The 11,715-nt window shown below is 57.8% G+C and carries 14 protein-coding genes and 1 tRNA gene; 10 read left to right on the forward strand and 5 right to left on the reverse strand.

Annotated elements, in window-relative coordinates; genetic code table 11:
- Positions 1-67: 67 nt before the first annotated feature.
- The gene (locus tag LKR43_RS13260) at positions 68-2,392 is read left to right on the forward strand and encodes a mechanosensitive ion channel domain-containing protein (protein ID WP_227684538.1); all 2,325 of its coding nucleotides are present in this window, start codon (positions 68-70) and stop codon (positions 2,390-2,392) included.
- Between the two features lie 52 nt (positions 2,393-2,444).
- Here the strand turns inward: LKR43_RS13260 and LKR43_RS13265 are convergent, their stop codons facing one another.
- The 5 genes from LKR43_RS13265 to hemA form a co-directional block, all read right to left on the reverse strand.
- Positions 2,445-3,017 carry a UbiX family flavin prenyltransferase gene (locus LKR43_RS13265; protein ID WP_227684539.1) on the reverse strand — a complete coding sequence of 191 codons (573 nt, stop codon included), beginning with the start codon at positions 3,015-3,017 and terminating at the stop codon, positions 2,445-2,447.
- Positions 3,014-3,340 (reverse strand): Grx4 family monothiol glutaredoxin, encoded by a 327-nt coding sequence (gene grxD, locus LKR43_RS13270; RefSeq protein ID WP_227684540.1) that lies wholly within the window; start codon positions 3,338-3,340, stop codon positions 3,014-3,016. The genes LKR43_RS13265 and grxD overlap by 4 nt, the downstream gene beginning before the upstream one ends.
- Before the next feature lie 45 nt (positions 3,341-3,385).
- The gene (gene prmC / locus LKR43_RS13275) at positions 3,386-4,204 is read right to left on the reverse strand and encodes a peptide chain release factor N(5)-glutamine methyltransferase (protein ID WP_227684541.1); all 819 of its coding nucleotides are present in this window, start codon (positions 4,202-4,204) and stop codon (positions 3,386-3,388) included.
- Between the two features lie 29 nt (positions 4,205-4,233).
- Positions 4,234-5,313, reverse strand: coding sequence for a peptide chain release factor 1 (gene prfA, locus LKR43_RS13280; RefSeq protein WP_227684542.1), 1,080 nt, complete (start codon positions 5,311-5,313; stop codon positions 4,234-4,236).
- Positions 5,314-5,381: 68 nt separating this feature from the next.
- Positions 5,382-6,656 carry a glutamyl-tRNA reductase gene (gene hemA / locus LKR43_RS13285; RefSeq protein ID WP_227684543.1) on the reverse strand — a complete coding sequence of 425 codons (1,275 nt, stop codon included), beginning with the start codon at positions 6,654-6,656 and terminating at the stop codon, positions 5,382-5,384.
- Between the two features lie 171 nt (positions 6,657-6,827).
- Here hemA and LKR43_RS13290 point away from each other — a divergent pair.
- The 9 genes from LKR43_RS13290 to LKR43_RS13330 all read left to right on the forward strand — a co-directional run bounded on the left by LKR43_RS13290 (position 6,828) and on the right by LKR43_RS13330 (position 11,714).
- Positions 6,828-6,903 (forward strand) — tRNA-Phe (locus LKR43_RS13290).
- A gap of 173 nt (positions 6,904-7,076) precedes the next feature.
- Positions 7,077-8,390, forward strand: coding sequence for an integrase arm-type DNA-binding domain-containing protein (locus LKR43_RS13295; RefSeq protein ID WP_167670768.1), 1,314 nt, complete (start codon positions 7,077-7,079; stop codon positions 8,388-8,390).
- A gap of 73 nt (positions 8,391-8,463) precedes the next feature.
- The gene (locus tag LKR43_RS13300) at positions 8,464-8,757 is read left to right on the forward strand and encodes a hypothetical protein (protein ID WP_113933113.1); all 294 of its coding nucleotides are present in this window, start codon (positions 8,464-8,466) and stop codon (positions 8,755-8,757) included.
- A gap of 45 nt (positions 8,758-8,802) precedes the next feature.
- The gene (locus LKR43_RS13305) at positions 8,803-9,168 is read left to right on the forward strand and encodes a type II toxin-antitoxin system RelE/ParE family toxin (RefSeq protein ID WP_170977026.1); all 366 of its coding nucleotides are present in this window, start codon (positions 8,803-8,805) and stop codon (positions 9,166-9,168) included.
- Positions 9,165-9,500, forward strand: coding sequence for a helix-turn-helix domain-containing protein (locus LKR43_RS13310; RefSeq protein WP_129968209.1), 336 nt, complete (start codon positions 9,165-9,167; stop codon positions 9,498-9,500). Before LKR43_RS13305 ends, LKR43_RS13310 begins: the two co-directional genes overlap by 4 nt.
- 136 nt (positions 9,501-9,636) lie before the next feature.
- Positions 9,637-10,302, forward strand: a complete 666-nt coding sequence (locus tag LKR43_RS13315) for a TrbM/KikA/MpfK family conjugal transfer protein (protein ID WP_130008178.1) — start codon at positions 9,637-9,639, stop codon at positions 10,300-10,302.
- 11 nt (positions 10,303-10,313) lie between these two features.
- Entirely contained in the window at positions 10,314-10,979 is a 666-nt protein-coding gene (locus LKR43_RS13320) for a lytic transglycosylase domain-containing protein (RefSeq protein ID WP_130008179.1), read from the forward strand.
- 90 nt (positions 10,980-11,069) lie between these two features.
- The gene (locus LKR43_RS13325; protein ID WP_137237431.1) at positions 11,070-11,390 is read left to right on the forward strand and encodes a TrbC/VirB2 family protein; all 321 of its coding nucleotides are present in this window, start codon (positions 11,070-11,072) and stop codon (positions 11,388-11,390) included.
- Between the two features lie 3 nt (positions 11,391-11,393).
- Positions 11,394-11,714, forward strand: coding sequence for a type IV secretion system protein VirB3 (locus tag LKR43_RS13330; protein ID WP_102070982.1), 321 nt, complete (start codon positions 11,394-11,396; stop codon positions 11,712-11,714).
- Position 11,715 lies beyond the last annotated feature (1 nt).

Genomic DNA, 11,715 nt, shown 5'->3' on the forward strand with positions numbered 1-11,715 from the left:
GGCACCAAGAAACAGACATACGCCTATTTCTCACACCCTCTGCACACATTTACTTGCCGTTCTGTTTTTGCTCTGCAGCCTGGCGCTCACCTCAAGTGCCACTGCCCAGACTGCCGACGCACCATCAGCCAGTGCCCCCTCTTACAGCGCGCTGGCTGACCTGCTGGAAAATGACCAGGCCCGCGATCAACTGATCGAACAACTGCGCAACCTGGCGCCACAAGACGGACAGGCACCTGCACCCACCGCCACAGCCGCGCAGCCCGCACCCGTAGCCCAGCCCGAAAACCTGTCACTGTCGCAGCGCATGGCGGCCGGCCTGCAAAACTTTACCACCAGCATATTGCACGACCTGTCTGCCACCATGCACGCCGTTCGTGCCGCGATCAGCGGCCAACCGGTTCCAGGCAACAGGCTGCATGCCTTCCTGCCTGCGCTCGAGCTGTTGCTTTACACCGTGCTTGGCACGTTGCTGGCCTACTTTATTTTTCGCTCTCTGGCCCAGTATGGCTTTGCGCGGCTGAATGTATGGATACTGCACGACAGCAAAAAAGCCAATGCACCGGCCGCCGAGCCATCATCACCACTGGTGACATCCGTTCGGCGCCATCGTTTCGCCTCGCTGGCCATTGGACGCAAATTACTGGGCGTGATCGCCGCCCTTCTGATCGATGTGGCCGCCACCTTGCTGGCCGCTCTGGCAGGCTACGTACTGACCACCACACTGGCAAGCAGCCAGGGCGAGAATACGGCCTTGCTGTCGCTCCAGTTCCTGACCGCCTTTGTGATGATAGAAGTGGCCAAGTCCATCTCTCGCGGCATATTTGCCACTCGCTACGATCAGCTGCGCCTGCTGCCGCTTGCGCCTGAAACGGCCAACTACTGGAATCACTGGCTGACGCTTCTCATTGGCCTTACCGGCTACAGCATGCTGGTTGCCGTGCCAGTGGCAGCAACGGTCTTCCTGCCTGCCGCCGGCAAGATCCTGGGCCTCATTCTGATGCTGTGCGTATACATCTATGGCGTGCGCGTGGTATGGAAAAACCGCAAGACAGTACGCACCGCACTTATCGCACGGGCAGAGCAGTCTTCTACCGCCATATTCGGCACGCTGCTGCAGGTGCTCGGCCGAGTGTGGCATCTGCTTGCCTTGGCCTACTTCACCATCTTGCTCATCGTGACCCAGGCTGAACAGGATCAAGCTTTGGCATTTATGATCCACGCCACCGCCCAAACCCTGATCGCAATCGCGATAGGCCTGATCCTTGCGGCAGCACTGTCGTCGTTGATGTCACGCCGGGTTCAATTGCCCGACCATTGGCGCGGCAGGCTGCCATTGCTGGAAAACCGCATCAACTCTTACGTTCCCGTTACCCTGAAAACCTTGCGCCTGCTGATATTCATCACTGTGTCTTTGGTGGTGCTGGACGCCTGGCAGGCGTTCGACCTGCTTGCCTGGCTCAATTCATCGAGCGGGCGTGCCACCATCGCGATGATATTCAGGGTGGCGTTTATCCTGTTGCTGGCGGCTGCAACCTGGACTGTGCTGGCCAGCCTGATCGAGCATAGACTCGGCGCATCCAAGGGCACACGAAAACCCAGCGAACGGGAAAAAACCTTGCTGATGCTGTTTCGCAATGCCGCCGCAATCATGATCATTACCATGACCGCGCTGATCGCACTGTCGCAGATAGGCATAGATATCGGACCACTTATTGCCGGTGCCGGCGTTGCAGGCCTGGCCATAGGCTTTGGCGCACAGAAGCTGGTGCAGGACGTGATCACGGGTGTATTCATACAACTGGAAAACGGCATGAACCAGAACGACGTGGTCGAACTGGCCGGCATTTTCGGTACGGTGGAAAAAATCACCATACGCTCAGTCGTCATACGTACGCTGGACGGCGGTTACCACCTGATTCCGTTTTCAACCATAGACAAGCTGACCAACCATACTCGCGACTATGGCTACCATTACGGGGAATACAACGTTGCACATCGCGAGAACGTGGACGAAGCCATCGCGCAACTGGAACTGGCCTTCAAGGACCTGATGCAGGACCCCGAACTGGCGCGCGAAGTACTGGAAGAAATCTCCATACCCGGCGTTACCGGCCTGACGGAGCGCGGCTTCACCATACGCGTGCTGATCAAAACCACGCCGGGCAACCAATGGGCCATACAGCGTGGATTCAATCGCCTGGTCAAGCAACGCTTCGACGCAGCAGGCATAGAGCTGCCTTACCCGCAAACCGTACTGCACTTCGGACGCGATAAAGAGGGTTACGCGGCGCCCGTCGATGTGCGCGGTGTCGACGCCCTGAGGCATGCGCCCGGCGCAACACCTGCTCCGGGCCAGACCATGCGGCCTGCCCTGGACGAAGGAAGCTGAATGAATGGCGGGCGCTTGCGCCTGCCAGGAACCCGCCTCAGGCCGACCCGATTCAGTCTATGCCGTTCCAGCGCGGGCCGGGCACTTCGATATCGAACAGCTCGAGCACCCGCGCCACGGTGTGGTCCACCATGTCGTCCAGCGTTTTGGGATGATGATAAAAAGCCGGCAGCGGTGGAAAGATAATGCCGCCCATTTCGGTAACGGCCGTCATGTTGCGCAGATGCGCCAGATTTAAAGGCGTCTCGCGCACCATCATGACCAGGCGCCGCCGCTCTTTGAGCGTAACGTCGGCTGCCCGTGTAATCAGGTTGTCGGAAAAGCCGTGGGCCACGGCCGCCAGCGTACGCATGGAGCATGGCACAACCACCATGCCCGCCGTGGCAAAGCCGCCGCTGGATAGCGTAGCGCCGATATCACGAAAGCTATAGACCTTGTCGGCCAGTGCGTGGATATCCTGACGGGTCAGCTGCAGTTCGTACTTGATATTGAGCACACCCGGCGGAGAAACCACCAGGTGTGTTTCAACATCGGCAACATCGCGCAAAACCTGCAACATGCGCACGGCGTAAATCGCACCCGTGGCACCTGTTACCCCGACGACAAGCCGACGTTTGCTGGTCACGCAAGTGCCCCAGCCTCTTTCAGTACGGTTACCAGCTCACCGTTTTCGTGCATTTCGGCGATGATGTCGGAACCGCCGATGAATTCACCGGCCACGTACAACTGGGGAATGGTGGGCCAGTTGGAGTATTCCTTGATGCCCTGACGCACTTCTTCGTCATCCAGCACGTTGACGGTAACCAGCTTGGTCACGCCCGACGCCTGCAGCACCTGTATGGCGCGACCCGAAAAACCGCACTGCGGAAACTGGGCAGTGCCCTTCATAAATAGCACTACGGGGTTCTCCGTGACAGTTTCACGAATAAAATCTTGTACTTCGCTCATGATGCTCTCGATTCCAGGAAAAAGTGTTTGATAGCCTGCTGGCCATCATTGATTATAAATACCACCGGTCACCCGTTCTATGCCAGCCAAATCCTTCAGGCTGGCAACGCGGGCAAACCCGGCTTGCTGCAGCAACTGCCGTACCGCTAACGCCTGATCCCAGCCATGCTCAAGGAACAGCGCTGCCCCCGGTTTCAACCTTGCCCCTGCCCCTTGCACTATTGTGCGCAGTGCAGACAAGCCGTCGACGCCGTCGGATAATGCCAGCATGGGTTCGAACCGCACATCACCCTGTTCCAGGTGCGGATCGCCAGCGGCAATATACGGCGGATTCGATACGATCAGATCAAAACCACTATGACCAACCAGGGCATCGTACCAACTCCCCGACAAAAATTCGACCTCGGCACCCAATTTCTGCGCATTGCGCTGCGCAACAGCCAAGGCATCGGCACTGACATCAGTGGCTGTCACCTTGGCATTCGGGGCCCCCAGGGCAACAGAAATCGCGATGGCTCCGGTGCCCGTGCCCATGTCCAGAACCAGCGGCGCCAAACGATCCTGCAGATAGTCTAACGCAGTCTCGACCAGAAGTTCGGTGTCTGGTCGGGGAATCAGCGTGCCCGGGCCTACCTCGAACTCTCGCCCCATGAATTCCTTGTAACCCAGGATATAAGCCATGGGCTCACCCGACAGACGGCGCGCCTGAAGTGCACGGAAGCTGGCCACCGCCTCTGGCGCGAGCGCATCTGTATCGTGAGCGATCAGCCTGGCGCGCGATACGTTCAACACGTGCTGCCAAAGCATGTGCGCCTCAAGCCGGGGCAAACCGCTGTCTTGAGAAATGCTGCGCACGCTATCCATGTTGCCGCCCCCCCTAAGGCCTGCCGGCCTTAATCCTGCCCCAGCGCAGCCAATTGCTCGGCCTGATGCTCGGCCAGCAAGCTGTTGGTCAACTCATCCATATCGCCATCCATGATGGCACCGAGCTTGTACAACGTAAGGTTGATACGGTGATCCGTGACCCGCCCCTGAGGGTAGTTGTAGGTACGTATGCGCTCTGAACGATCGCCCGTGCCCACCAGACTCTTGCGCTGTGCGGCTTCCTTATCGTGCTGTTCCTGCTGCTGCTTGTCTTTCAGGCGTGCAGCCAGCACCTGCAAAGCCTTGTCCTTGTTGCGATGCTGGGACCGGTCGTCCTGGCATTCCACCACCAGCCCGGTCGGCAGGTGCGTTACGCGCACGGCCGAGTCCGTCTTGTTAATATGCTGCCCGCCGGCGCCACTCGCCCGAAAGGTATCGATACGCAGATCGGAAGGATTGATCACAATGTCGCTTTGCGCATCAGCCTCGGGCAGTACCGCTACCGTGCAGGCCGAAGTATGGATGCGGCCCTGCGTCTCGGTCTCGGGCACACGCTGCACCCGATGCGCGCCCGACTCGAATTTCAGGCGGCCATAGACACCATCGCCATCCACTCGGGCAATCACTTCCTTGTAACCGCCAATCTCGGACTCGCTGGCCGACATAAGCTCGACACGCCAGTTGTTGTTCTCAGCAAAACGCGTGTACATGCGCAGTAGATCGCCGGCAAACAGCGCACTTTCATCGCCCCCTGTGCCGGCCCTGATTTCCAGGAAAACACTGCGCCCGTCATCGGGGTCACGCGGCAGCAGCAAGACCTGAAGCTCGGACTCAAGCTGCTCCAGCTTTTCCTTGCCCAGCTTCAGCTCTTCTTCGGCCATGGCACGCATGTCCGGATCAGAGACCATTTCCTGCGCCACTTCGATATCACCTTCCGTGGACAGGAAAGCGTTGAATACCGTCACTACAGGCTCGAGCTCTGCCCGCTCGCGCATGATTTTCCGGTAGCGATCCATATCGCCGGCGATTTCGGGTTCAGCCAACAAGGCATCGACTTCGATCAATCGGTGAGCCAATTGCTCCAACCGATCACGCATGGAAGATTTCATATATAAAAGGGAGTCAGACGATGGAAAGAACGCAAAATAGCGGCCGGACTGATACAGCCACAGCGTCGCTAACGGCGGCGTTCGGTCGTGGGCAGCAAGCGCGGCAGCAGCGTCAGCAACTGCTGACGCTCGTCGCTGGCGCTGCGATTCAGGGCAGCCAGCGGGCCGTGCATGTATTTTTGCGTAAGGCCATGGGCCAATTGTTCGAGCACTTGCTCGGGAGACTCTCCGCGCGCCAGCAGACGGCGGGCACGTTCCAGCTCATTCTGGCGCACCTGTTCGGCAGCCTGCTGGAAATCGATGATGGCAGGCACGATTTCGCGCGACTGCAACCAATGCATAAAATTCTGGACTCGTGTTTCGATAATGGCTTCAGCCTGCACCACAGCCGCACGGCGGGCATCGGTGCCGCTTTGGACCATGCGACCCAGGTCGTCGACGGTATACAGATAGACGTCGGCCAGGCGGCCGACCTCGGATTCGATATCGCGCGGCACCGCCAGATCGACCATGACCATGGGGCGATGACGCCGCGAGCGCGTAGCCCTTTCCACCATCCCTAAACCAAGGATGGGCAAGGAGCTTGCCGTACAGGACACAATGACATCGAAATCGGATAATCGCTCGGGAATGTCGGACAGCTTCATGGTCTTGGCCATAAAGCGTGACGCCAGCGTATCGGCGCGCTCCAGCGTGCGATTGGCCACCACCATATTCTGCGGTTTCAGGGCAGCGAAGTGCGTGGCACAGAGCTCTATCATTTCGCCCGCGCCTATGAACAGCACGCTGGACTTGGACAGATCACCAAACACCCGCTCGGCCAACCTGACGGCAGCAGCCGCCATGGACACCGAGTGAGCGCCAATGGCAGTTTGCGAGCGAACCTCTTTGGCAACCGAGAACGTGCGCTGGAACAGCTGATGCAGCAAAGTACCCAGCGAACCTGCCTGTTCGGCCGCACGCACCGCATCTTTCATCTGGCCAAGTATCTGCGGCTCGCCCAGCACCATGGAGTCAAGCCCGCTGGCCACGCGAAACGCATGGCGCACCGCGTCATTCTGCTGATACTGGTACAGATGAGGCTGCAGGCTGCCCGCTTCCAGCCGATTGAAGTCGGCCAACCAGGTAGGAATGTGCTCTTGCACCTGCGGATCGGCCGCACAGTAGATTTCGGTGCGATTACAGGTGGAAAGAATGGCGGCTTCCTTGACCGACGCGCCAAACGTGGAGCGCAGGCCATCGAGAGCAGGCTTCAGGACGTCGAGCGGAAACGACACACGCTCGCGCACCGAAACCGGGGCCGAGACATGATTGAGACCGAAAGTTAAGACGTCGACGGACATAATTTTTTATATATGGTGACGCAAGCGCCTGTATCGGGGTCGATTATAGTCGCCTTATAGGGTTTTTACCGAATCCGGCGTTTGCGCTGGCTCAAGTCCAGGCAAAATATGGGTTAAAACAGTGGCGCAAAGCACACATTTTAATTTTCGTGTATTATTTCGCCTTTCGATGGCCTGGTAGCTCAGTCGGTAGAGCAGAGGATTGAAAATCCTTGTGTCGGTGGTTCGATTCCGCCCCAGGCCACCATCTTGCTGTTCCAGCACGCTTCAAAACATCCCAAAACGCAGAAATATCAATATCTTAGGCGACAATCATCGCCCAGGACGTCTCACTGCGCGTCGCTATATCCCGCATTTGTCTGTACCCCAGTTTGTACCCCACAATGGTTTCGTGAAAAACAGCCTTTGGGGGTACAAGTCTTGGGCTTACTAAGCGAAACACAGATCAAAGCGGCCAAGCCTGGCCAGAAGGAATACCTACTGAATGACGGGGACAATCTGTACCTGCGTGTGCGAACCACGGGTAAGGCCTGGATTTACCGTTACATGAAGGATAGCAAGCCCATCAAACTTGGGATGGGGCCATACCCGGAAGTTTCCCTCGCGCAGGCACGAGCCAAGGCATACGAAGCCAACAGTCAACGAGCCAATGGCCTGGACCCGAAAGAAGTCCGTGAGCACCAGGAAGAGCTGGCGCGCATCGCTCGTCTGCATACCTTCGAGTTACTAGCCCGCGCCTGGCACACCAGTGCCAAGAAAGACCGGGAATGGTCGGAGGACTACGCCCAGAAAGTCATCCGACATTTGGAAATCCACATCTTCCCATGGGTGGGACACAAACCAATTGAGGTGATTCTGCCCACGGAAATTGTCCGGTGCCTGCATCGTCCGAAGGATCGCGGCAATCTGGAAACAGCCCAGCGTGTGCGCGAGGCCGTTCAGCACGTCTACCAATACGCTGTAGACGTGGGAGCGCTGGAGCCGAGCAAGAATTTCGTCAACAAGAACACCGGCGGCCTGCCACCGCCACGCAGTCGGCATTTCGCAGCGATTACCGAACCTGCCCAACTTGGACAACTGCTCCGCGATATTCGCAGCTACCACGGCCATTTCATCACGCGATGTGCATTGAGGCTTGCGCCCATGATGTTTCAGCGGCCAGGCCAGATCCGGCTCGCTGACTGGGAGGACATCAACTTTGAAGTTGAACTATGGCGCTGCCCGCCCGAGAAAATGAAGATGCGTGAGTGGCAAAAACGGGATAGCCGCACGCCGGCACACATCGTACCGCTACCTCGCCAGGCCTTGGAAGTTCTGCGGGAGCTATATCCATTGACTGGCCCCACCGGCCCCGTGTTCCGCAGCATGTCACGACGCTCGGAGAAAAGCCGCTACATCAGCGATAACACGATTAACGCGGCGCTGCGCACCATGGGCTATGACACGAAGGAAGAAATCACCGGTCACGGCTTTCGCGCCACAGCACGCACGATGATCCGCGAACATCTGGGCTGGGAGCCCGACGTCATCGAACGCCATCTGGCCCACACTTCAGACGAAGAGCTCGGCAGCAGTTATGACCGCGCAGCCTTCATTGCCCAGCGCAAAACGATGGTGCAGCAATGGGCCGACTTTCTGGATGAGCTGGAAGTTGGGCAGATGCCTATGCCCGAGGACAACATACTGCAATTCATCCGTCATCGGCCACGGCCTGCGCTACGGGTCGGGACATGACGAAACTTAGGGCATTGCTATCTGGTGGCAATGCTCAAGTGACGACTGACTGTATCTCCCAAGGAACCTACCCATGAATGAGTCCCTTTCTGAAGTCATCCGCATCCGAGTGACTCCCTCCCATGCCGCTCGTCTGGGCGAGGCGGCAGCTCTCTCAGGGCTGTCCCTCTCGGATTACATGAGGAGGCGACTGTCCGCCGATGACATGCTGCAGGAAGAATTGACGCTGTTGCGTCAGATCGTGGCAGACCTGGGTCATCTGCGCGATACCCGTCTGGCCGCCATCGAAACCGCCCATCTGCTGCGCGCCATGGCCAAGCCTGAACACATTGCCATCGCGCAACAAACACTGCAGCATCAACGCTGATTCTTACTGGACGTAGTCAAACTATCCCTGAAATGGTATATTAACGTGAAGCCTGCCCCTATAAAACCGCTTTTTTGGCTTGGTAGCAGCAAGAAAGATCTGCTGGCGTTACCTGTGCCAGTACGGAAATTCTTTGGCCATGTTCTTGATACCGCCCAACGAGGTGAACAGCACGAAGCAGTAAAGGTGCTGAGTGGCTTCGGCAGCGCAGGTGTACTGGAGATCATCGAAGACGACTCCGGCAGCACATACCGAACCGTCTACACCGTGCGGTTCTCTGAGGCCGTGTTTGTGCTGCATGTCTTTCAAAAGAAGAGCAAGCGCGGTATTGAAACGCCCAAGCCAGATATGGACATCATTCGCCAGCGCCTCAAAGCCGCCGCCCTCGTTGCTCAGGAGTTGAAAAAATGACTAAACGCATTGTTGCAGGAGTTGAAATCGAGGCCAGCTCGGGCAATGTATTCGCAGACCTCGGCCTACCCGATGCCGAGAAGCTACAGATCAAATCGGGGCTGACTACCGAAATCGCCAAAGCCATTCGGGAGCGTGGACTTACCCAAGTCGAAGCGGCACAGCGCATGGGTCTGACACAACCCAAAGTATCGAGTCTGCTGCGCGGTGAGTTCTCAAATCTATCCGAGCGCAAGCTGATGGACTGCCTGAACCGCCTGGGCTATGACATAGAAATTCGCCTGCGTAAAACACCGGAGACAGTCGGCCATCTGATGCTGACTCATGCCTAAGACTATAGCCGTACAGGCTGCGGGCCATGGCCAAGCCTGAACAAATCGCCATCGCCCAACAGAATCTCCAGCGTCAACGCTGATTCGTCCTCGGCCTGTTCCAAGGCCTGCCGTACCCATTCCCGGAGACATCTTCATGCACACCCTTCCCGCCTTGCGGGCTGGGGCGCTGGCGCTCGCCTGCGTCCTGGCTCCTGTCACTCATGCTGCCGACACCGCTGACCTGCTCACGGGCGTCCCCCGCCTAGCCTGCGAAGCAACGCTCTGCCTGTCTTCCAGCTTGCGACCGGGCGAATGCAGTCCATCCCTGGACCACTACTTCGACATCAGGAAGTACAACAAGCACGGCCTGGACTGGTCTGCTACCGTCTCAGCGAGACGTTCCTTTCTATCCCAGTGTCCCGCGTCCGGCGACTCAGGCATGTCAGAGCGCATTGATGCCATATCACGCGGTGCTGGCAAATGCGACGCGGAATTCTTGAACCAAACCTATGCCGATACGGCGTACAAATGGCGCAAGCGTGAATACGGCGGTGACAGCGGTCAGACCGTCTACGAAGTCCATCCGCTACCTACAGTCACACTCGACCAGCTACCCACCTATTGTGTCGTTTACAACGATCACGCCTGGACGTATGAGCTGTCTGTACGCTACGTCGGCAGGCCAACCATGGGCGGGCATTGGGTCAAAGCCGAAGAATTCGAAGCGGCACAAGCCAAATGGGATGCCGACCATAGCGGGTTATGGGCGAAAGGCTGGAATTTTTCCCTAACGAATCCCAGACACCGGCGTGGACGCTGAAGGAGCCAGGCATGATCGCAGAAATAGCAGCCTTGGCCCTCACCTGCGCGCCCAACATCCACCCAGTCACCCTGCATGCACTGATTCGTCATGAATCCCGAGTCCAGCAGTACGCCATCGGCGTCAACCGCAAGGGCCAGCACCTTCGACGGCAACCTCAAACCTTGGCCGAAGCGACCACAGTCGCTGATCGCCTCATTGACCAAGGCATTGACTTCGATGCCGGGCTGGGACAGATCAATGTTCGCAACTGGGCGTGGTTGAATCTGGATAGCAAGACCGTCTTTGATCCCTGCCGCAACTTGGCGGCTGCCCAGACAGTACTGGCAGAGTGCTATGCCAGAGCGCTACCCCGACAGACGGACCCGCAGCATGCCTTACGCGCCGCACTGTCCTGCTACAACACCGGCAATTTCAAGCGTGGTTTCACCAATGGCTATGTCGGCAAAGTACTGGCCCAAGCCAAGATCAAGGTTCCTGCCTTGGCACCGTTGAAAAACGAAACGGCCGAGCCCGCGACAAAGGCCACGCCGGCAGAGCCAGCGCAGAAACCCGATCAAGGACCACCGGCTCCACCAGAAGGCGCACCGGACGGTTTCAGCGCCAATCCGGCAACCGACGGTTTTTCACAAACGCGTGACGACGAGCCAGAAAGCAGCGCTAACTCCGACACCTGACGCACTTTTGGCCAACGTGGCCGCGCTTATTCCTTTTCTTACCAACCACCACCCCTGCGCCACTTGGTCCCCAGGGGCAGGAGTCTTTACATGTCTCTACTGACACGCATCAAGAACGCTATGTCCTTCCTACGGATCATCAGTAAACCGACTACAGCCGCACTACTGTTCGGTATCCATCAGGCTGCATTTGCACAATCCATCGGCGGACTTTCCCGAGCGCAAACGACATTGCAGACCCTCCGAGACAATCTGGATGTCATCCTGCCCATTGCGGCCATCATCATCGGCGTCATCATTTTTGTACTGTATTCCGCAGAGGTCATGCGTAAAGACGATGCCATTCGTTGGGGCATTGGCGTGCTGCTGGCCGGATCCGTTGCCGAACTGGTTGTGTTGCTTTGGAGGTAAGCCATGGCAACCAACACCTATCCGGTCTTTAGAGGACTGGGCCGCAAGGCCACCTTCATGGGCGTTCCCACCAAGCTATTACTGGGTGCCTTTACCTGCGTAGCCATAGTCGCCATGACGGCAGGTCTGGCCTGGTGGGGCTTGCTCTTCATCGTCATACCCACGCTCGCCATTCTCACCCGCGATGATGATAAAGCGCTGGATGTGCTGTGGCTCGAATTGAAAACGCGGCGGCGCAATCGCAACCAACGCTTCTGGCGAGGCTCAAGTTACGCCCTGCAGGGCTATCACCGGCGTCGGCCCTGGCGCGCACTCATCAAATAAA

Source organism: Pusillimonas sp. MFBS29 (assembly GCF_020687695.1).
Taxonomy (GTDB): domain Bacteria; phylum Pseudomonadota; class Gammaproteobacteria; order Burkholderiales; family Burkholderiaceae_B; genus Pusillimonas_C.

Excerpts from the sequence above, each read along its gene's own strand:
- hemA (WP_227684543.1), bottom strand. The coding sequence starts at position 6,656 with ATGTCCGTCGACGTCTTAACTTTCGGTCTCAATCATGTCTCGGCCCCG.
- LKR43_RS13310 (WP_129968209.1), top strand. The coding sequence starts at position 9,165 with ATGACTAAACGCATTGTTGCAGGAGTTGAAATCGAGGCCAGCTCGGGC.
- prmC (WP_227684541.1), bottom strand. The coding sequence starts at position 4,204 with ATGGATAGCGTGCGCAGCATTTCTCAAGACAGCGGTTTGCCCCGGCTT.
- prfA (WP_227684542.1), bottom strand. The coding sequence starts at position 5,313 with ATGAAATCTTCCATGCGTGATCGGTTGGAGCAATTGGCTCACCGATTG.
- grxD (WP_227684540.1), bottom strand. The coding sequence starts at position 3,340 with ATGAGCGAAGTACAAGATTTTATTCGTGAAACTGTCACGGAGAACCCC.
- LKR43_RS13330 (WP_102070982.1), top strand. The coding sequence starts at position 11,394 with ATGGCAACCAACACCTATCCGGTCTTTAGAGGACTGGGCCGCAAGGCC.
- LKR43_RS13320 (WP_130008179.1), top strand. The coding sequence starts at position 10,314 with ATGATCGCAGAAATAGCAGCCTTGGCCCTCACCTGCGCGCCCAACATC.
- LKR43_RS13325 (WP_137237431.1), top strand. The coding sequence starts at position 11,070 with ATGTCTCTACTGACACGCATCAAGAACGCTATGTCCTTCCTACGGATC.
- LKR43_RS13315 (WP_130008178.1), top strand. The coding sequence starts at position 9,637 with ATGCACACCCTTCCCGCCTTGCGGGCTGGGGCGCTGGCGCTCGCCTGC.
- LKR43_RS13300 (WP_113933113.1), top strand. The coding sequence starts at position 8,464 with ATGAATGAGTCCCTTTCTGAAGTCATCCGCATCCGAGTGACTCCCTCC.